Source organism: Bradyrhizobium sp. Leaf396 (assembly GCF_001424605.1).
Lineage (GTDB): Bacteria > Pseudomonadota > Alphaproteobacteria > Rhizobiales > Xanthobacteraceae > Bradyrhizobium > Bradyrhizobium japonicum_C.
Window position 1 is genome coordinate 38,857 of the sequence record NZ_LMQJ01000066.1, and the last position, 19,259, is coordinate 58,115.

A 19,259-nucleotide genomic window follows, 5' to 3' on the forward strand; every position below is an offset into this window, starting at 1 on the left:
AAGGAGGACTTGCAGGGATGCAGTCCGCGGGTAAACCGGTTGAATCAATTCCGGTTCGGCCGACGATCTGGAGAGGTTCGCGCAGCGGACCCGATCCCGAAGAGCGCTCACGGGCGGTGTTCTCTCGCCGCCGTCCGGCACTGGCTGAATATCCCGATGTTCTCGCGCGAGCCGGTCAGGCCAGGTACAATGCGCATAGCCGCGTTCCAGGGAGACCCTTTCAGGATCCCCGGCGTATCGCGCTCCGGATCGACGGCGACATAATGCGGCGGCAGCCGCGACGCTAGCGGTCCGAGCCGACCGTCGGGAGACCGAACCTGATTGCAGCCATCCGAGCCATTCGAAGGTGGTAAAGCGCGCCCAAAGCGCCGACGCGCGTCGCTATAACCACAGTTCCCCTACTTGGACCACCGGCGCAAAGAAATCGGCGGCCTGCAATGATCGTCGACCACGGTCGCTTCTGACCCGTCCGATTCCATACACCCAAGTCCCAGAGCGGAAGTAGCGGTCTCGAAGCCTGAGCAGACTCGTCATTCAGTCACCTGAGCCTGATGTCGAGCCAGCCCAGATCGTTTACCTCGATTTGATCGCCCTCGCCGATGACGACTGTCGTCGTTTCCGCTTCCACAATTGCTGGACCTTCGATCCTGTTCCCCGGACGAAGCTGATCGGCGGCGAAAACATCAACTTCTCGCCATTGGCCGAAGAACGCCTTTCGACGTTCTCTTGGTTTGCAAGGCGCTTCGGTCTCCTGCCCACGCGCGACTTGTCCGACGCTCGGGACAGCGCCTAGGGCAGAAACCCGCGCATTGACGAACACCACTTCCTGATCCGGGGACGAGTAGGTGTATAGCTCTTCGTGGCGACGATGGAACTGATCCTCTATCCGATCGACGATGTCGTCCGACGCCCAATCAAGATTGTTTAGCGGGACATCAATCTGGAAGATCTGCTCGCCGTACCGCATCTCGGCGGAACGTTCGATTGCCACATCGCCGCCAAACCACGACTTCAGGCGACCCGTCGCCTCTCTTTCCAGGTTGGCGAAGATGGCCCTGACCTCCTGGGCCGTAATCCGTTGGCCGGCGCTGTAATGCGTATGGCTCACCTCGTACCGCAGATCGCTGGTCAACATGCCCCAGGCGGACAGGACTGACGCCGCCGTCGGCACGATAATGCGCTTGATTTCAAGTTCCCGCGCAACTTCGGCCGCGTGCAGGCCGGCAGCGCCACCAAAGCTAAGCAGCGCGAAGCGTCGCGGGTCGACACCGCGACGCAGGGTCATCAGACGGATACCGTCCGCCATGCGCAGATTGACCATTCGATAGATTCCAGCCGCTGCATCGTCCCGCGACAGCTCCAGCGCTTTCGCAATACGATCCACTGCCGCTTCTGCGGCTGCACGATCGAGCGGCCGCTTTCCGCCCATGAACGCAGACGCGTCCAGATATCCGAGAATGACATTGGCATCGGTAACCGTCGGTTCAACACCACCGTTGCCGTAGCAAGCCGGCCCTGGCACCGACCCAGCGCTCTCTGGCCCGACGCGGAGCGTACCACCCGCATCTAGAGTAGCAATCGACCCTCCACCGGCGGCGATGCTCGCGATATCGAGACTCCTTAGCGCGATACGTTGACCGGCGAGCCCTCCCTCAGCGGACAGCGACGCGCGACCATCAGTAATCAGCGAGATGTCCGTGCTGGTTCCTCCCATGTCGAAAGGGACAAGGTTGGGAATTCCGAGCTGTTCCGCACAGCGCCGGGATCCCGAGATACCACCCGCGGGGCCGGAAAGTACGGTGCCTGCAGCGAGCCGCGCGGCTTCCTCAAGCGGGGCCATCCCGCCATGCGAAAGGATAACAAAAAGGCTGCTGGTCAGGCCCGCGTCCCTCAGCCGGGCTTCCAGATTGGTCAGATAGCGCCGCACCAGCGGAGCAACGTAAGCGTTCACGATCGTTGTTGAAGCGCGTTCATACTCCTTGATCTGCGGCAACACATCGCTCGACCGAGAGACGTTGAGCTCTGGAAGCTCGCGTTTCAGTCGTTCGACGGTCGCAATCTCGTGCGCTGGATTGCGGTAGGCGTGCAGGAAGCACACGGCCACGGAGCTTGCTCCGGCGGCGCGGATCGCCGAGATCGCCTTACCGAGGGAGTCTTGATCGAGTGGAATCAGCACCTCGCCGTTCGGCCTGACGCGCTCACGTACACCGAAGCGTAGTTGGCGCGGAACCAGGGGGGCCGGAGGTGGGATGCGGAGGTTGTAGCGATCTTCCTTCAGACCCTCGCGCATTTCGATGACGTCTCGATGGCCTTCCGTCGTGAGTAGCGCGACCTTTGCCCCCTTCCGCTCGAGCAATGCGTTCGTCGCCACTGTTGTCCCGTGCACCAGGCGGTCCGTCCTGGCGAGCATCTCCGCTCGTGGCATCTTCAGCCGGCTTGCGAGTTCCTCAAGTCCATTCATGACGCCTACAGACTGGTCCGCCGGCGTTGTCGGCGATTTTGCGAACACGGTGTTGCCGTCGCGATCGACCGCGACGAGGTCAGTGTACGTTCCGCCAACATCGATTCCGATGGTAAACATCTTCAGGCTATCCATTAAATCGTCGTGAGCTTTGTCGTCAGGCCCTGCATCAAGTCGCCTTCGCGCGCTTCAGCAGACCGTTGACCAGGGGGGCCCCATCCTCCGCCGCCTGAGGAGCGCACCTCGAAGCAGTCGCCGGGAAGGACTTCGATGCCGACCTCCTTCGTGCGCAGCACCCGCGGCGCGCGGCCCTGCGACACGAGAGTGTACTGATGGGGAAGGCCATCACTGCCGCCGAGCATCCCGCATGCGCCATGCTTCGTGCCCTCGCCTGCGGTGTTCGCTCGCGCAGGCTTCGCCGTTTCCACGACGAGATCCAACGACACGCCCAGGCCGCCGCGAAACTTGCCGTCTCCGCCGGAGTCCGGACGAAATTCGTGATGCCGGAAATAGAGCGGAAAGCGGGCTTCATCGACCTCGATGCTGCCGAATTTGATACCCCCGACCGTATGCCATTCACCAATCGATGACCAACCATCGCCCGCCGACGACGCCCCTCCTCCGGGCCTGGCCTGGAACAAATGCCAGATAAAATTGCGCCCTGTCCGCGGATTCTCACCCTGGATGGCGATGCGGAATCTGCGGCTCCACCCGGCCATCGCACGATCCGGACACGACTGGGAAAGTGCCTTGACGATAGCCTCCACAATTTCATTCGAAGGATGGCTGGTGCACATCGTGACCGGCCGGCCGGGATCTGCCCATACGATCGTGCCCTGTTTGGCAACGACCTTCAGCGGCCGAAGTGCGCCGGCGTTCTTGGGAATATCCGCATCGATGAGATAGGCAAAAGCCATGACGACCGCAGCCTGCATATTGGCGTGCGACGAATTGACAAAGCTCGTCGACTGAGGGTCCGACTCCGAAAGATCAATCTCGATGTCAGATCCCTTCTTGGTCACCTTCGCGGCGATTCTGATATCGCTTCGACCATGACCATCATCGTCGAGATACGCTTCTCCATAGAACGTACCGTCCTGCCATGTCGCTAGGACTGCCCGCGTCTGTTGTTCGGCAGCATCGAGAATTGCTTCGACGGCGGCCTCGACGACCTGTCCACCAAACTCGTCGAGCAGCCGCCTGACACGGCGTTCGCCGAGGTGCGCCGCACCAATCATCGCAGCAAGATCACCGCGGAAATCTCGAGAATTCCGCACGTTGAGTGCCAGCATGTCGAGCAGGTCGTCACGAAGTCTGCCCGCTTCATAAAGCCGGATCGGCGGTACCCGCAATCCTTCCTGCCAAATGTCGGTCGCGCCCGGATTGTAGCCGCCGTGGGTCGCCCCGCCGATATCGCTCTGGTGTGCACGCACGATGGTCCAGTACAGCCTCCGTTCCCCATCGAAGATTGGCACGAACGCGGTCAGATCGGGCAAGTGACTGCCACCATGGTAGGGATCGTTGAGCAGCAGAACGTCGCCTGGCTTGATGTCCTTGAAGCGCTCCTCGATCGCAAGCGTCGCCCAGGACAGCGCGCCGACATGAACCGGAATATGGTCCGCCTGCGCAATCAAACGCCCATTCACGTCGCAGATCCCCAGCGAGAAGTCACGGCTGGAGTTCAGGATCTGCGAGTAAGATGTACGCAGCATCGCTTCGCCCATTTCGTTCACGATCGAACTTAGACGATGCTGGACAACGGAGCGGGTGATGGGGTCGATCTTTGAGGTCATCGCAAGCCTGCTGGTAGAAATTAAAATCTCAATCCGATGTCAAGCGGGCGCCAGTCGGAACAGTTCGCGCTACAGGGAGCTTGATCAGCCGAACGCGGCGACCTCCTCCAAGGACTCCGCGGCCGCCTTCACAATCGTATCGACGTCAGCATCGGTCATCGGCAACGACAGCGCCATCAGGCCATAGCTCGCGACGAAAATCCCGCGATTGAGCAACCCGGCGGTGAAAACGGCCTGGCGCTTCGCTTCCACCTCGCTCGAGTAAGCCGAACGATAATCCCGGACGTTGCGGTCGGTGAAATGAACCTTGAGGAGCGAGCCCAATCCGACTGCGGTCCCGGCAACGCCAGTCTTGCGGAAGGCCGCATTGATGCCGTCGCGTACCGCAGTGCCGATCCGATCGAGGCGTGAATAGGCTGCTGCATCGAGCAACATCATGGCGGCAAGACCGGCGCGCATGGTGACGGGATTGGCCGAGAAGGTGCCGCCGTGCGGGAGCGCCGGTTTGCCGGAAGATGGATCGAACACCGCCATGAACGTCTTGCCGCCGGCGACCGCGCCGACCGGGAAGCCGCCACCGATGATCTTGCCGAGCGTCGTCAGGTCCGGATCGATGCCCCAGAGCCCTTGTGCGCCCTCATAGCCGAGACGGAATGTGATGACTTCGTCGAAGACAAGCAGCGCGCCGACTTCCCGCGTGACCTGACGGAGCGCTTCCACGTAGGCTCGATCCGCCGGAACCAGACCCGCCCGGTTCGGCATAGGATCAACGAGTACACAAGCGAGTTCGGGACCATGCTCGCGGATCAGGCTCACGGCCGCTTCGACGTCGTTGAACGGAATGGTCACGACGTCCGCGAGCACGTTGTCGGGCGTGCCTTTGGCATAGGCTACCGATACCGGGGCGTTGCCTCCCCAAGCCGCGGGTGTCGGGTCGAGGCTGACTTCAGCGTAGTCATAGGAGCCGTGATAAGCACCCTCGCACTTCGCGATCTTCGGGCGACCCGTGTAGGCGCGGGCCGCTTTTAGCGCCATCATTACCGCCTCGGTGCCCGAATTGCAGAAGCGGACATGATCTACGGATGGAAGCCTTGCTGCCAGCAACTCCGCGAGTTCGACTTCGGACTCCGTCGGCATGCCGAAGGCGGAGCCCAGAGCGAGTTGCTTGGTCGCCGCCTCGATCAATGCGGGATGAGCGTGGCCATGGATGAGAGACGTGAAGTTGTTGATGCAGTCGATATACTCATTGCCATCGACGTCCCGGACACGGCAGCCGGCGCCCGAAGCTGCGTAGATCGGGAACGGCTTCATATAGACGGTGGTTCGCGTATTGCCACCCGGCAGGCTCTTGAGCGCTCGTTGATAGAGATCTCGCGATTGAGAATGATTGGCGGGATACATCTTGCCTCCTTGATCCTGGGTTCAGCGCCCCAGATAAGCTTCGCGAACGCGCGCATTGTGCTTGAGTTCGTCTGCCGGTCCTTCCAGCACAATGCGCCCTGTCTCCAGCACATAGGCACGATCGGCGACCGAGAGCGCGAGTACCGTATTTTGCTCCACTACCAGAATGGTCAGACCGGTCTCGCCAATGCACCTGACCTGTTCGTAAACCTCTTCGGCAAGCCGCGGCGCCAAGCCGAGCGATGGCTCGTCGAGCAACAGCAACTTGGGGCGGGCCATCAGAGCACGTCCGATCGCCAGCATCTGCTGCTCTCCGCCCGACAATGACCATCCCAGTTGTCGTCGGCGCTCCTTAAGGCGCGGAAACAATCCAAAGACGCGATCGAGATCGGCCGCAATCGACTGCCTCCAACGGCGCCAGCTGACGGTCGCAAGGGTCAGGTTCTCCTCGACCGACAATCCAGGAAATATCCTTCGGCCTTCGGGCGCCTGCGCAATGCCAGCGGAAACGCGTGCGTCGGTGGGCCATCCGGCGATCGAGCGTCTCTCGAATCTTATGTCTCCCGACGAAACTCGGTTGAGGCCGGAGATCGCATGGAGCAAGGTCGTCTTGCCGGCGCCATTGGCACCGATAAGCGCGACCGTTTCGCCAGCTTCGACCTGGAGGGTCACTCCCTGCAGCGCCACGATATCGCCATGCGCGACCACGAGATCGTTACACGACAGCATGAGCATATCCTTCGCCCAGATAAGCAGACAGCACGGCCGGATCTGCTTGTATCTCCGCTGGAGTTCCCTCGGCGATCTTGCAACCAAAATTGAGAACGAAGATGCGCTCGGCGAGCCGCATGACCATCCCCATATTGTGTTCGATCAGCACCACGGCGAGTCCGTGCATCGCCCGCAACTCCGCCAGGCGATCGATTAGTTGATCGACCTCGCCTGAATTGAGGCCGGCCGCCGGTTCGTCCAGCAGGAGGACGTGCGGCCGGCACGCCAACGCACGTGAGAGCTCCACCATTCGGCGCCGACCGTACGAGAGCGACATAATGGCTTCGTGCGCCACGTCTGCCAATCCCATTTGCTCGATGATCTCCATCGAGAAGTCGCGCAGGTCAGACTCGCTTAGGCGGCCGCGTATCGCCGCACCCGTCATCACGTTTTCTAGCACGCTAAGGCGTGCGAATACCCGTCCGTGCTGGAACGTACGGCCGAGGCCGGCACGAATACGCTTGTTGGTGGCCATCCGCGTGATCGCCTGCCCGGCGAGAAGCACCTGCCCTTCATCTGGCATCGCCAGGCCAGTCAGAACGTTCAACAGGGTGGACTTTCCAGCGCCGTTAGGCCCGATGACAGCGACGAACTGCCCGTTTTTGACGGTCAGATCCACGTCCGCTAACGCAGCGAGACCTCCATAGCGCTTGTGAATGCCTCGTGCTTCCAAGGCGTTCATGACGTCGCCTCCGGAGCGCGAGCAGATGCGAGAAGCGGAGTTTTAGCTGACCGACGGCTCAAGCGTTGGCCGAGGCCAACGAGACCCGTGGGCAGAAACACCAGAATCCCAAGCACCAGCAGGCCGAAGAAGAAGAGGTAGGCGGTACCGAGAAAGCGCAACCATTCCGGCAGAAACGTCAGCAGCACCGCTCCGAGGACAGCACCGACGATTGTGCCTTCGCCGCCGACGATCAACATGGCGAGGTATGTGATCGAGTGCGCATAGGTGAAATCCTCCGGCGCAACGAAGCGCATGTGCAGGGCAAACAGGCACCCGGCAACGGCAGCGCAGATGGCGGAAAGCACGAACGCTTCAATCTTGATCCGCGTCGTATCGATTCCGGTCATCTCGGACGCGATCTCATCATCGCGCACAGCTATCATTTCGCGGCCCAGGCGGGACTTGTGCAATGCGGCCGCGGCGGCGGCGATCAGCGCCAGAACCATAAGCGCAAGCCACAGGAACTGGTGCTCCCCGGAGAAGCTGAACGAGCCAAGCGCCAATCCCGGGATCCGCGCGATCCCGTTGGTCCCCCCTGTCATCGCAATCCAATTGGACGTTACGATATAGAACGACACGTTGAGGCCGAGCGTCGCCAGTGCCAGGTAGTGCCCGCGCAGGCGAAGCAATGGGTACCCGATCAGGCCGGCAGAAATGGCTGTCGCCGCAATCGCTACTGGCGCAGCGAGCCACGGTGACCATCCGCAAGTGGTCGTCAGGATGGCCAAGCCATAGCCGCCCATGCCAACAAAAGCCGCATGGCCAAGCGAGATCAAACCGGCATAGCCAAACGCAAAGTTGAGCCCAATCACCGCGACCGCGGAGATCAGCGAGAGATTCAACAAGCGAAGATGATATTCCGGCAGGACCATACCGGAGATCCCGCCGAGCACAATGATCGCCGTCGCGATCTGCAGGGGAATGCGCATCGCCATCCTCTCAGCCTCGATCCTGAATTTTCTCGCCGAACACGCCTTGCGGACGCACAAGCAGAAAGGCGATCATTATGCCGAAGGAGATCAGATCCTTGTACGCAGACGAGACATACGATGCGCCGAGGACCTCACTCAAGCCGACGAAAAGGCCGCCCACGATCGCTCCCGGCAGGCTCCCAAAACCACCGATGATGGTCGCGGCGAAGGCCTTCAATGCGATCGGATCCCCCATGTTGACGTCCGCGAACCACATCGGGCCGAGCATCAATCCCGCGACGCCCGCGAGTACCGCGGCGAGGATCCATGAGAACGCCAGCAGGCGGTTGACTTTAAGACCCATCAATCTGGCAGCCTGTACATCCTGCGCTACGGCTCGCATGCCCACGCCAACCGAAGTACGATTGAAAAGAAGCCATAGCCCGGCCACCATCACCGCGGTCACCGCGACCACCGCCAGGGCATGCAGGGAAATGATCGCACCCCCAAGCGAAACCGCGCTGTCCTCGACGGGAGATGGCAGCCGGAATGGCCATGATCCAAAGGATAGCAAGGCGGCGTTCTGCATCGTGATGCTGACGGCAACGGTCCCGATGATGATGGTCACTATCGAACCGCGCCGCAGAGGCAGATAAACCGAGACAAAGAACAGGGCCCCGAACAGCGCCATGATGAGGAGCGCCGCACCATAGGCGAAGGGCCATGGCAGCTGCGCGTTGACGAGCGTCGCAACGCCCGCGAACGTTCCAAACATTACAAACTGACCGGCGGCGAAATTGACCACGCCGGTAGCAGAGTAAACGATCACGAAGCCGATCGCAGCGAGCGCATAGACGCTACCGATCGCCAGACCGTTGATGATGAGCTGAACGAAGTCCGCCATGACGTTCCCTGCACGATCCCGGTCTGCGGCCGACTTGTCGGACCGCAGACCAACTCGTTTCGAATGATCAGTTGAGCGAGACAGGTTGGACCAGTTCCAAGGTCTTGGTGCCCGGCTTTGCCTTCACGACCGCGAGGTCGCGAACCCCATTGCCTTTGTTGTCATACGAGTAGACGTGGCCAATGCCCTGCCACCCCTTGACCGAGGACAGCCATTCGCGCAGCGCCTTCGGGTCGGTTCCGGCCTTGCGCATGCCGTCCGCCATCAGCATCGCACCGTCATAATACGCGAGCCCGTAGGGATCTGGATCAACCCCGAATTTCGATTTGAAGCGCTCCACGTAGTCCTTCATCCGGCCGCCGACGCTGACGTCCATGAAGGCATCGACCACGCCCCAGACCCCCTCGAGATCCGACGGCGAAAGAAGCTGCGTCGCCGCGGGCACCAGCGCAGCAGAGGACGTAACGAGCGGCATCTTGAAGCCGAGCTGCTTCGCCTGGCGGAGGACCAGCGCGCCATCCTGCGGATAATTGAAGATCAGAATGGCATCGGCGCCTTTATTGCGGAGACTGAGGAGCTGCGCGGAGAAGTCCTTGTCGTTCTGGCCATAGGCTTCCATGCCGGCGACCGCGATCCCGGCGGCCTCGAAGCGCTTGGCGGCAGTCTGCGCACCGCCCTGACCAAAGTCGTTCTGGATGTAGAGAATTCCGGGCTTCTTTGCCTTGATGACGTCGACTGCGGCCTTCACCATTCCTTCGGCCGAAACGCTGTCCGCCGGACGGATCCGGAACATCCATTCGTTGCCTTTATCGGCCACGACGTCGGCACCGCCGGCATACATCGCCGGTACCTGAACTTTGCTTAGCTCGGGCGCCGTTGCGAGATTCTGCGTGGAGTAGCTCGACAGGAAGAAGAATGCTGGCTTGGTTTCCTGGGCCAGCTTTACGAACGCGTTGACAGCAGTTCCGTTGGACGCCTGCGTGTCCTCGAACACGATCTTGATATGGCGACCGTTGATGCCCCCGGCCTTGTTGATGTCCTCTTCGGCCATGGAAAGGGAGTTTTGATACTGTTTGCCGGTCAGGGACAGTGGCCCCGTCATCGGCACAGTCGCGCCGATCAGGATAGGGCTGCCCTGCTGAGCCTGAGCCACACTCACGAACGACAGCATCGCCGCTCCGATCGTCACGCCGAGACCAGCCTTCCGCGTAATCTTCATGTCGCCTCCTAGAATGAAAAAATCTCTCCATCGCACCCAGCGGATTTCACGAGGGCTTGACAGTCGTTCCGTTTTTCGGAACATAATCCCGAATTATGAAACGGTAAACGGCCGCCTCGCCAGGAGTCAAGCCGTTCATTTTTGCTTGCGTCGCACAAAGATTGATCGGATCACATGCAAATGGATGACAACTCGCCCGGCCCGCTGGCTCGATACATCGACGTGCTCGAAGTGATTGCCGCCTTCCCCGGCGCGATCACGCTCGCCGACGTCTCATCGATCCTCGAACTCCCCAAGACAACCGCACATCGACTGCTGAAAGGGCTGGTTCGATCAGGGCTGGCAGTCGAAGCGGAAGCAGGACGCACCTATTCCGTGGGCGATCGGCTGACGCGTTTGCTTCATGCAAGCGCGGACGATGGCTGGTACGCGTCGCTCGCCGGTCCCCACATTCATGCTTTGACGGAGGCGACCTCCGAGACCTGCTATCTCGCACGCCTCGTTGGGTCGCGCGTCCTCGTAGCCGTTTCATATTCGCCCGATGTGAGGTGGCGCGGATATGTTCAGCCGGGAATCGAGATGCCCGTGAATGCCGCAGCGACTGGCAAGGCCATCATGGCCTTTCAGAGCAAGGAGCTGATCGCTGAGGCCCTTTCAAATGAGCTTCCCAAGCCGACCGTCAATTCGCACACCAGCCGAAAGTGGATTGACCAGGAGTTCGCAAAAGTCAGAAGATCGGGCTACGCCACTTGTATCGGGGAGATCGACGAAGGACTTGCGGCACTTGCGGTCCCCGTCACGCTTTCGGATGGCACAGTCCTTCAATCCGTCGGCATGACCGGGCCGCTTGAGCGCATCATGAACAAGCAGATGGAGGAACGGCTTTCGGCTCTCCGGAAGACTGCAGCAGCTCTCTCGAAAGCCCTATCCCGAGGAATGGCTGTAAATCGTCGGCGTTGAGACTTCGCGACGAAGGGCGCTGCAGCCGCTTTGCCCGCGGCCGAGCCAGAATAACCCTCAGTCGATCGGCGCGCGCCGGGTATGCCAATCCGTCACCGACTGGAAGGCATGCCCGGCGCGGGCGAGCACATCCTCCGATAGATGCGGGCCGACCAATTGCATGCTGAGCGGCAGGCCGTCCGACGCCATGCCATTCGGCAGCGTGATGGTGGGGCTTCCGGAGAAGTCGAACACCGCGGTGAAGCGAAGGATGCTGAGCAGCACAGTCGGATCGGCGCCGTATTCGCCCATCTTGGTCAGCGTTGGGATCGGCACGGGCATGGTGGGAATGAGCAGCAAATCGACCTCACCGAACAAGGCCGCGAGGCTTCCGCAGAACTTCAAGCGCTCGTGATGGATCTGCGCGATCTCGACGCCGCTCATGGATCTCCCCTGCTCGATCAGCTGCGCCAGATCGGGGCCGTACTCCGACTTCCGCGATGGATAGGTCTCAAGATGCGCCTCTGCGGTCTCGATCGAGCACATCGGAATCCACATGCTGACGAGCTTCTCGTATGCGGGGAACTTGATCTCGCGGATGTCTGCGCCGAGCTCCGCAAGCGTGCGTTCAGCTTCCAGCAGCGCGGCGACAACCTGCGGATCGATACCATCCTGGGTGTAGCTGCGGTCCACGCCGATCCGCAAGCCGCGAACGCCGCCGCCAATCCCGGTCAGATAGTCCGGTACCGGCTCCTGCAGCGCCGTGGGATCGTTGACATCGGCGCCCGCGATGGCGCCGAGCATGGCGGCCGCATCCGCCGCGCTTCGGCACATCGGCCCGACATGGTCGAGCGAGTCCGCGAGGGGAAAAACGCCGTGACGGCTGACGCGTCCCCAGGTCGGCTTGATGCCGGTCAGCCCGCAGGTAGCGGACGGAAATCGGATAGAGCCGCCGGTGTCGCTGCCGATCGAACCGAAGCAGAGCCCCGCCGACGTTGCCACGCCCGATCCGCTCGAGGAGGAGCCAACCCAGTATTCGATGTTCCAAGGATTGAGCGGAGCCTGATCGTTCGGATGGTGACTGGTGTAGGCGCCCTCGGTCATCTTCAGCTTGCCGAGCGCGACGGCGCCGGCGAGTTCGAGCCGGTCCACGATCGTCGCGTTGAAGGACGGGATAAACTTGGCGTGGATCGTGGTGCCGCCCGCCGTCGGCGCAAAGGTGGTGTAACAGAGATCCTTTAGTCCAATCGGCACGCCGTGCAGCGGCCCCCGCCAGATGCCTTTCGCGAACTCGGCGTCATGGCGTTTCGCATGAGCCATGGCGCGATCGGCGAGTACGAGTGCATAGCTATGGAACCTGCCGTCGAGCTTCTCAATCCGTCCCAGCATGGCCTCGGTCACCTTCGACGGCAGGAGCTCACCCCGGCGGAACAGCCCGGAGAGCTCTGTGATCGACTTATAGTGAATTGGATCTGCTGACATCTGACAGCCCTGTTGTTATCGGAAATGGCTTCGCCCCACGTGCCGCGCCCCCGTTGCTGCGTGGCTCCGGATGCGTCTAGAACTGCACGCCGCGCGTGAGCGCACCGTCGATCACGAGGTTGGTCCCCGTGATGAAGCTCGCGGCCTTGCTGGCAAGGAATACCGCACCGTTCGCCATTTCCTGCGGCGTACCCATGCGGCCGGTCGGGTTAAGCGCGAGCGCGGTCTTGTAAAGCTCGGGATTGCCGTCCTTGATCTGATTCCAGACCCCGCCCTCAAAGTAGGTGTTGCCCGGCGAGACCGAGTTGGCGCGAATGCCCTTGCCGGCAAGCTGGAAAGCCAGCCCTTGCGTGTAGTGGATGATCGCGGCCTTGAACGTGCCATAGGGGCCGCTGGCGAAGTCGACTTCGCGGCCCGACACGCTGGAGATGGTGACGATCGCTGCGGCCTTGCTCTTCTCCAGATACGGCATTGCTGCATTGACCAGCCGCACGGTGCCCATCATGTCGGTCGAGAACTCCTTCTCCCAGCTCTCCTCGTCCTGCCCGATCGACAGCGCGCTGACATTGGCGACGACAATATCGATGCCGCCCAGCTTGGAGGCCATATCCTCCACCCAGGCTTTGAGCGCCGGTCCATTGGAGACGTCGACCGAGCTGCCGAATGCAGCGACGCCCTTCGCCTTGATCGCGGTGACTGCGTTGTCGACGTCAGCCTGATTGCGCGCGCAAATGCCCACATTGGCCCCCTCGGCCGCGAAGGTCTCGGCGATCGCCCTGCCAATGCCCTTCGTGCCACCAGTGACGAGAACCTTTGCTCCCTTGAGTCCCAGATCCATGTTCATTCCCTCCCAATTGACGCTTGAATACGCCGAAACGGCCTTTCAGAGCAGCAGCTGTTCGCGGACGTTGTCCTCGTTGACCTCGCCGCCGGCCAGCGACTTCGTGATCCTGCCCTTCTCCATGATGTAGCAGCGCTCCGCGATCGCGAGGATCGTGTCCAGGTTCTGCTCGACGAAGATGATGGTCGTTCCGAGCTCGTTCCGGAACGACCTCAGCGCCTCGCAGATGTGCTGGACGATCGACGGCTGGATGCCTTCGGACGGCTCGTCCAGAATCATGAGGGACGGATTGCCGATCAGCGCGCGGCCTATGGCCAGTTGCTGCTGCTCGCCGCCCGACATGGTGCCCGCGGCCTGCCGCCGACGTTCTTTCAGCCGTGGAAAGTATTCATATACGAGCTCCGGCAGCTTCTTGCTGCGCGGGCCACCGATCAGTTCGCCGACCAGAAGATTCTCGTCGACCGTCATCTGTGGAAATACGTCACGCCCTTGCGGGATGTAGCCGAAACCCGCCCTCGCCCGTGCGTCGGCCTCCAGCGCTGTGACGTCCTCCTCCATGAAGCTGATCGTACCGCGCCAAGTTTGTAGCAGGCCGATGAGACAGCGCATCAGGGTCGATTTGCCGACGCCGTTGCGGCCGATCACGCCGACAATCTCGCCGCGCGAGACCGACATGGTAACCCCCTGCAGGATCGGCGTTGCCCCGTATCCGGCCCACAGCTCCGATACGTCCAGGATCCGGTCGGTGGGATTGGGCTTAGTGAGCATGGGTCTTACCGAGATAGATTTCAGCGACCTTCTCGTCCTGCAAGATGCTCTCGAGATTGCCCCGCGCAAAGATCTTGCCGAGATGCAGCACCGTGACGCGCTGCGCGACCTGCCGTACGAAGGCCATGTCATGCTCGACGACGAGCACCGTCATTCCCTCGGCATTGAACGATTTGATCAGCTCGCCTGTCTTGTAGGTTTCTTCCGGCGACATGCCGGCCGTCGGCTCGTCCAGCAGCAGGAGCTGCGGCTTCAGCGCCAGCGCCATCCCGATTTCCAGCCATTGCTGCTGACCATGCGACAGCGCACCGGCGAGTTTGCCGCTGTCCGGTGCGAGGTTGAGCAGCGTCAGCAGGCGATCCTCCTCGGCGATGCGCTCCGCGCCGGACAATCGTTCCTGGAGCGCCGTCTGGATGTTCTGTCGAACGGGCAATTCCTTGAACACGCTCGGAGCTTGCATCTTGATGCTCATGCCCCGCTGCACGCGCGCATAGGGACGCTCGGTCGTGATGTCGACGGTATCGAACAGGATGTTGCCCTCGGTCGGCGGATAGAGCCCTACGATCAGCTTGAACAGCGTGCTCTTGCCGGCGCCGTTGGGCCCGATCAGACAGTGGACCTCGCCCGCATTGACCGTGAGATCGACCCCGGAGACGGCGGTCAGCCCGCCGAACCTCTTGGATACGCCCTTGACTTCGACCAGCGCCACGATCAGGCCTCTTCCGACTGCAAGCGACCGGCCTCCGTGACGACGGCATCGTCACCTCGACGTCGGTCGCGCCACCAGTCCGCAACGAGTTTACCGATGCCGAGAACAAAGCCCTGCGGCGCCAGCATCACCGTTGCGAGCAGCAGCGCCCCCATCAGCACGAGCGCGGCCTGCTGGCTGTAGACGGTGATGGTCTGAAAGCCGAACAGCAGCAGGAACGATCCGACCAGCGTCGCCGTCAGGTCGCTCCGTCCGGAGAACGCCACCCATACGATCGGCATCGCAGCCGCAGGGAGGCCGATGCTGGAGGGCGTGATGAACTGCCCCCACGACGTGTAGAGCGCACCGCTCAACCCCGCGAGGCCGCTGCCGATCACGAAGGTCAGAAGCTGATATTTACGGACATCATAGCCCAGCATCTCCGCGCGTTGCGGATTCTCGCGCGTCGCCACGATGACGTTGCCGACACCCGAATTCAACAGCATCCGCAGCGCCAGATATACAATGACGATCAGCGCGACCAGGACGTAGTAAAGCGCCGATCCCTCGATGTAGAAGTCACCCACGGTCAGCGGGTCCATGCCCTTCATGCCATTGAAGCCGTTCAGCCGCGCCGGACCGATATGCCATTCGGGCCCGGCCGTCTGGCCGAGGAAGAAGGCCAGCACCAGCGTTGCGGACAGCGTCACGATGCCGAAGAATATCCCGTTGATGCCGCCCCAGATCATGAAGTAGCCGAGGATGCCTGCCGCAATCATCGCGAGGGCGACCGAGAGCACGAGCGCGGCGATCGTCGCGGTGCCGCCGCCCATGTTGATCGCGAGCACGCCGTATCCGTAGCCGGCGATGCCGAAGAACAAGGTCTGGCCGAACGAGAGCATGCCGCCATAGCCCCACATCAGGCAGAGGCCGAGCGCCATGAAGATCCAGATCAGGAAGTAGGCGAAATTGCCGACGTCGTAGGAGTCGGCGAACAGCGGGTAAGCCAGCGCTCCCCCCAACACAACGAGGAAGCAGGTCCAGAACATCCTGCCGCGCCCGAGCGTCTGTGGACCTTCCAGCAGCTTGAACATCAATGTTTCCCCCTAGCGCCCACGACGAACCAGCACGCTTGAGAGCCCTTCGGGCAACACGCGAATGATCAGGATGACGGCCACCAGCATGCCGATCTGTCCGATGATCTGACCGTAGCTTGCGTTCAGCGTCATCCGGATCATCGCCAGGAGCACGGCCGCCGGCGCCGTTCCGAGCAGCACGTTGGCTCCACCGATGACGACGGTCACGAAGCTCTCGACCACGAAGGTCGCACCCATGGTCGGGATCAGCGTCATGGTCGGCGCGTACAGCGCCCCACAAAGCCCGGCGAGGCCGGTCCCGATCCCGAAGCTGATTGCATAGATCCTGCCGGTGCGCGCGCCAAGCGCCTTGGCCATCGCCGCATTCTGCATTGTCGCGCGGGCAATCACGCCGAACCGCGTCCTCATGAAGATGATGTAGAGGCCGACCAGCACGGCTACCGCGCAACCGAACAGCACCAGGCGATAGGTCGAAAACGTGTAGCCACCGATCGCAAAACTTCCCTCGGGCGTTCCGATACCTCGCACGGCGGAGCCGACGATCAGGAGCATCGATTGCGTCACGATGAGACTCAAGCCCCAGGTTGCGAGCAGCGAATCCAGCGGCCGCTTATAGAAACGCCGCACGACCAGGAACTCGACGATCACACCGATAAGGCCCGCGGTCACCGCGGCCAGGATCTGGGCGAGCGCAAGCGGCACGCCGAGGTTCACGAGGCCAACGGTGACGTAGGCGCCGCACATGATGAACTCGCCATGCGCCATGTTGATCACGCCCATCATGCCGAACACGATGGCGAGACCTGCGGCCGAGAGAATGAGGAACGCAAACACGTCGGCGAATTGATAGAATACCGAGAACACTTCAGCCGACATCCTGATCCCCTTGCCGCTCCCGGCGCCGCATCGTTGCGGCGCCGGCCTTGTTCAAGATCGTGACATTCAACACGAGCAAGATCTGTGCCCGAGCATCACGATTTCTTCGGCAGATGGCTCGGCGTGTACTGATCCTTGTCGTTCTTCTTGGTCAGATCGCACCCGATCTCGCCAAGCCAGTAAGGCTGGATCGTTCCATAGTCCTTTTCGACCTTCACCTCGTGCTTGGGCCCGACCGAGATCAGCCGCATGCGATGCGAGGTGTGCTGGCTCTTGGGATCGATGCAGACCTTGCCTTCGGGAGCGTCGATGCAGGCGTCGCCGCTCGCGATCACCTTCCGCATGTCTTCGAGCTTGATCGACTTCGCCTTCTCGACCAGCGACTTGTACATGTAGAGCGCGTTGTAGGCGTTGTACCCCATGTCGTTGATGTAGAGCTCGTCGGGGAACTTGGCGCGCCAGCGCTTCTTGAATTCGGTCGCCTCGGGCGTGTCTATCTCCTCGAACCAGTTCGCGGTCGCATGCATGTTGTTCAGCGCCGGCGGCTTGAACCGCTTGTGCTCGAAGCCAAGCATGACCTTGATCGATGAGCCCATCGGCAGGTTGAGATTGGCCGCCGCTGCCTGCTCGAAGAACGAATCCTGGGCGGCGCCGACATTGATCGTGAGCAGCCAGTCCGGCTTCGCTTTCTGGATGTTCTGGATGGTCTGCGCGAACTGCGACACGCCAAGCGGAATGAACTCCTCGCCGACGACCTGGCCGCCGAGATCCTTGATGATCTTGCGGTTCCACTCTGCCGATATCTGACCGAAGTTGTAGTCGGCGGCGATAACATAGACCTTCTTGCCGAACTTCTCGACCATCCAGGGAATCAGCGTCGAGAATTGCTGCTCGGGTACCGCGCCCATGCTGATCATGCTGGCGTCGCAAACGCCGCCTTCGTACTGGTTGGTGTAGAAGTACGGTGTCGAGGTACGATTGACGATCGGACGCAGAGCTTCGCGCGAGGCCGAGGTGATACCACCGATGAGCACGTCGACCTTGTCGCGATTGAGCAGCCGGCGTCCGAACTCCTGGTAGCGCGCATTGTCGCCCTGCGGATCAAGGTGGATGAGCTCGATCTGCCGACCCAGGATACCGCCGCTCTTGTTGATCTCCTCAACGGCGAGCTGTGAGCCGTGCAGTTTCGGCATGCCCATGAAGGCAAGGTCGCCCGACACGTCCTCGAGCAGGCCGACCTTCAGCGGTGGCTCGGCCGCCTGGGCAAGACTTGTCGATGCCGCCGCGCCAAGCATGGCGCCGAGCAAAACCATCCTTAACTTGCGTCTCGAACTCATCGTGATGTCCCCTCTCATTGGAATCGGTTGGATGTCATGGCTTGAGGTAATTCTTGAGGATCGACGCACCCATCGTGTATTTGGGGTCGACCATGTTGCCGAGGCGCATGCGGCCGGCCTGGCTGAGCAGCATGTAGGCGTCGATCTCGTCGAACCCGTAATCGGCCGCCATCCACCGCACGAGTTCGCGATATGCGATGCGCGCTGCGTCCTCGAGAGGACGCGCGCTTCCGATCGTCATGATGAAATCCTCGGTCTCAAGCCGGGGCCAGGCAAAGCTCCAGTTCTTGATCAGGTCGACCTGCAGCGTGACGGTCGCGCGCTGCTCCAGCGCCACTCCGGAAAGCTCGCCGTCGCCTTGCGTTGCGTGGCAATCACCGACGTAGAGCATTCCGCCGTCGGTATGGACCGGGAAATAGATGATTGCACCCGGAGCGACGTCGGGCAGATCCATGTTGCCGCCGTGATAGTCCGGCTGCAGCGAGGAGATCGCCTCGATCTCAGGCGAGACGCCGATGGTCCCGATGAACGGCTCGTAGGGCAGCGTGAGCTTGTCGTTCCAGCGAATGCCGTTCCTGTCGACATGCAGCTTCTTCACGCGTTCCGGGAGCGGCGGATTGAGCAGCGCGGTCGAGCCCGTCCCAACCAGTCCGCCGAATTCCGGAATAATGCAGGTCGTGCCAGCGGGTTGTTCGCCCCGGGTCTCGACGTCGCGGATGTAGATCGCAAGGCAATCGCCCTTCTTGGCCCCCTTCACCGCGATCGGCCCACATTGTGGATTGAGATAAGGGAAGTTGAGCTTGGCGGTGGGACTATCAGTCTCTTTGGTCAGCACGCCGCCAAAAGCATCTTCGGTCTCGACGACGACCACCTCGCCGGGGTCGATCGACAGCGTCGGCTTGGCATAAGGGCCGTAAACGTAGTGGAAACCGCCCTGCTGCTCGATCGTCAGACTATGCGTTGCGCCCGCCGCGCCTTTGGCGACAGCGCGCTTGGCCATGATGGATGTCTTCAACCAGTCTTCGGACATGTAGTCGGCTCCTCGGC

General features: G+C 61.5%; 17 protein-coding genes and 1 pseudogene. 1 reads left to right on the forward strand and 17 read right to left on the reverse strand.

All coding sequences use genetic code 11. The features are described from left to right. Positions 1-107 precede the first annotated feature (107 nt). From ASG57_RS40170 to ASG57_RS35125, 9 genes and pseudogenes are all read right to left on the reverse strand, one after another. Positions 108-287: pseudogene (locus tag ASG57_RS40170) on the reverse strand (SCO family protein); the annotation flags it as partial. Positions 288-538: 251 nt separating this feature from the next. Continuing rightward, positions 539-2,596, reverse strand: coding sequence for a hydantoinase/oxoprolinase family protein (locus tag ASG57_RS35090; protein ID WP_057199132.1), 2,058 nt, complete (start codon positions 2,594-2,596; stop codon positions 539-541). Then, entirely contained in the window at positions 2,596-4,254 is a 1,659-nt protein-coding gene (locus ASG57_RS35095; RefSeq protein ID WP_024342093.1) for a hydantoinase B/oxoprolinase family protein, read from the reverse strand. Before ASG57_RS35095 ends, ASG57_RS35090 begins: the two co-directional genes overlap by 1 nt. Positions 4,255-4,338: 84 nt before the next feature. Beyond that, positions 4,339-5,655 (reverse strand): aspartate aminotransferase family protein, encoded by a 1,317-nt coding sequence (locus ASG57_RS35100; RefSeq protein WP_024342094.1) that lies wholly within the window; start codon positions 5,653-5,655, stop codon positions 4,339-4,341. Positions 5,656-5,676: 21 nt separating this feature from the next. Next, positions 5,677-6,384, reverse strand: a complete 708-nt coding sequence (locus ASG57_RS35105) for an ABC transporter ATP-binding protein (protein WP_024342095.1) — start codon at positions 6,382-6,384, stop codon at positions 5,677-5,679. Continuing rightward, the gene (locus tag ASG57_RS35110) at positions 6,371-7,108 is read right to left on the reverse strand and encodes an ABC transporter ATP-binding protein (RefSeq protein ID WP_024342096.1); all 738 of its coding nucleotides are present in this window, start codon (positions 7,106-7,108) and stop codon (positions 6,371-6,373) included. The genes ASG57_RS35105 and ASG57_RS35110 overlap by 14 nt, the downstream gene beginning before the upstream one ends. Then, positions 7,105-8,079: a branched-chain amino acid ABC transporter permease gene (locus tag ASG57_RS35115; RefSeq protein WP_162250097.1), complete on the reverse strand. Its 975-nt coding sequence runs from the start codon at positions 8,077-8,079 to the stop codon at positions 7,105-7,107. The genes ASG57_RS35110 and ASG57_RS35115 overlap by 4 nt, the downstream gene beginning before the upstream one ends. A gap of 10 nt (positions 8,080-8,089) precedes the next feature. After that, the gene (locus tag ASG57_RS35120) at positions 8,090-8,965 is read right to left on the reverse strand and encodes a branched-chain amino acid ABC transporter permease (protein ID WP_024342098.1); all 876 of its coding nucleotides are present in this window, start codon (positions 8,963-8,965) and stop codon (positions 8,090-8,092) included. A 67-nt stretch (positions 8,966-9,032) separates the two neighbouring features. After that, the gene (locus ASG57_RS35125) at positions 9,033-10,184 is read right to left on the reverse strand and encodes an ABC transporter substrate-binding protein (protein ID WP_024342099.1); all 1,152 of its coding nucleotides are present in this window, start codon (positions 10,182-10,184) and stop codon (positions 9,033-9,035) included. 180 nt (positions 10,185-10,364) lie between these two features. Between ASG57_RS35125 and ASG57_RS35130 the strand changes: the two genes are divergently transcribed. Next, positions 10,365-11,144 carry an IclR family transcriptional regulator gene (locus ASG57_RS35130; RefSeq protein ID WP_057199133.1) on the forward strand — a complete coding sequence of 260 codons (780 nt, stop codon included), beginning with the start codon at positions 10,365-10,367 and terminating at the stop codon, positions 11,142-11,144. Between the two features lie 57 nt (positions 11,145-11,201). Here the strand turns inward: ASG57_RS35130 and ASG57_RS35135 are convergent, their stop codons facing one another. From ASG57_RS35135 to ASG57_RS35170, 8 genes are all read right to left on the reverse strand, one after another. Next, positions 11,202-12,605 (reverse strand): amidase, encoded by a 1,404-nt coding sequence (locus ASG57_RS35135; protein ID WP_024342101.1) that lies wholly within the window; start codon positions 12,603-12,605, stop codon positions 11,202-11,204. Positions 12,606-12,681: 76 nt separating this feature from the next. After that, positions 12,682-13,443 carry an SDR family NAD(P)-dependent oxidoreductase gene (locus ASG57_RS35140; protein WP_024342102.1) on the reverse strand — a complete coding sequence of 254 codons (762 nt, stop codon included), beginning with the start codon at positions 13,441-13,443 and terminating at the stop codon, positions 12,682-12,684. 45 nt (positions 13,444-13,488) lie between these two features. Continuing rightward, positions 13,489-14,214: an ABC transporter ATP-binding protein gene (locus ASG57_RS35145; RefSeq protein ID WP_029674454.1), complete on the reverse strand. Its 726-nt coding sequence runs from the start codon at positions 14,212-14,214 to the stop codon at positions 13,489-13,491. Then, positions 14,204-14,923 (reverse strand): ABC transporter ATP-binding protein, encoded by a 720-nt coding sequence (locus ASG57_RS35150; RefSeq protein WP_024342104.1) that lies wholly within the window; start codon positions 14,921-14,923, stop codon positions 14,204-14,206. The genes ASG57_RS35145 and ASG57_RS35150 overlap by 11 nt, the downstream gene beginning before the upstream one ends. Before the next feature lie 2 nt (positions 14,924-14,925). Next, positions 14,926-15,996 carry a branched-chain amino acid ABC transporter permease gene (locus ASG57_RS35155; protein ID WP_024342105.1) on the reverse strand — a complete coding sequence of 357 codons (1,071 nt, stop codon included), beginning with the start codon at positions 15,994-15,996 and terminating at the stop codon, positions 14,926-14,928. A gap of 12 nt (positions 15,997-16,008) precedes the next feature. Continuing rightward, positions 16,009-16,875 (reverse strand): ABC transporter permease subunit, encoded by an 867-nt coding sequence (locus tag ASG57_RS35160; RefSeq protein ID WP_057199134.1) that lies wholly within the window; start codon positions 16,873-16,875, stop codon positions 16,009-16,011. Positions 16,876-16,970: 95 nt separating this feature from the next. After that, on the reverse strand, positions 16,971-18,212 hold the full coding sequence (locus tag ASG57_RS35165) for an urea ABC transporter substrate-binding protein (protein WP_057199135.1): 1,242 nt from the start codon (positions 18,210-18,212) through the stop codon (positions 16,971-16,973). A gap of 34 nt (positions 18,213-18,246) precedes the next feature. Beyond that, the gene (locus ASG57_RS35170) at positions 18,247-19,242 is read right to left on the reverse strand and encodes an acetamidase/formamidase family protein (RefSeq protein ID WP_057199136.1); all 996 of its coding nucleotides are present in this window, start codon (positions 19,240-19,242) and stop codon (positions 18,247-18,249) included. Between the last annotated feature and the right edge of the window lie 17 nt (positions 19,243-19,259).

Excerpts from the sequence above, each read along its gene's own strand:
- ASG57_RS35090 (WP_057199132.1), bottom strand. The coding sequence starts at position 2,596 with ATGGATAGCCTGAAGATGTTTACCATCGGAATCGATGTTGGCGGAACG.
- ASG57_RS35095 (WP_024342093.1), bottom strand. The coding sequence starts at position 4,254 with ATGACCTCAAAGATCGACCCCATCACCCGCTCCGTTGTCCAGCATCGT.
- ASG57_RS35100 (WP_024342094.1), bottom strand. The coding sequence starts at position 5,655 with ATGTATCCCGCCAATCATTCTCAATCGCGAGATCTCTATCAACGAGCG.
- ASG57_RS35105 (WP_024342095.1), bottom strand. The coding sequence starts at position 6,384 with ATGCTGTCGTGTAACGATCTCGTGGTCGCGCATGGCGATATCGTGGCG.
- ASG57_RS35110 (WP_024342096.1), bottom strand. The coding sequence starts at position 7,108 with ATGAACGCCTTGGAAGCACGAGGCATTCACAAGCGCTATGGAGGTCTC.
- ASG57_RS35115 (WP_162250097.1), bottom strand. The coding sequence starts at position 8,079 with ATGCGCATTCCCCTGCAGATCGCGACGGCGATCATTGTGCTCGGCGGG.
- ASG57_RS35120 (WP_024342098.1), bottom strand. The coding sequence starts at position 8,965 with ATGGCGGACTTCGTTCAGCTCATCATCAACGGTCTGGCGATCGGTAGC.
- ASG57_RS35125 (WP_024342099.1), bottom strand. The coding sequence starts at position 10,184 with ATGAAGATTACGCGGAAGGCTGGTCTCGGCGTGACGATCGGAGCGGCG.
- ASG57_RS35130 (WP_057199133.1), top strand. The coding sequence starts at position 10,365 with ATGGATGACAACTCGCCCGGCCCGCTGGCTCGATACATCGACGTGCTC.
- ASG57_RS35135 (WP_024342101.1), bottom strand. The coding sequence starts at position 12,605 with ATGTCAGCAGATCCAATTCACTATAAGTCGATCACAGAGCTCTCCGGG.
- ASG57_RS35140 (WP_024342102.1), bottom strand. The coding sequence starts at position 13,443 with ATGGATCTGGGACTCAAGGGAGCAAAGGTTCTCGTCACTGGTGGCACG.
- ASG57_RS35145 (WP_029674454.1), bottom strand. The coding sequence starts at position 14,214 with ATGCTCACTAAGCCCAATCCCACCGACCGGATCCTGGACGTATCGGAG.
- ASG57_RS35155 (WP_024342105.1), bottom strand. The coding sequence starts at position 15,996 with ATGTTCAAGCTGCTGGAAGGTCCACAGACGCTCGGGCGCGGCAGGATG.
- ASG57_RS35160 (WP_057199134.1), bottom strand. The coding sequence starts at position 16,875 with ATGTCGGCTGAAGTGTTCTCGGTATTCTATCAATTCGCCGACGTGTTT.
- ASG57_RS35165 (WP_057199135.1), bottom strand. The coding sequence starts at position 18,212 with ATGAGTTCGAGACGCAAGTTAAGGATGGTTTTGCTCGGCGCCATGCTT.
- ASG57_RS35170 (WP_057199136.1), bottom strand. The coding sequence starts at position 19,242 with ATGTCCGAAGACTGGTTGAAGACATCCATCATGGCCAAGCGCGCTGTC.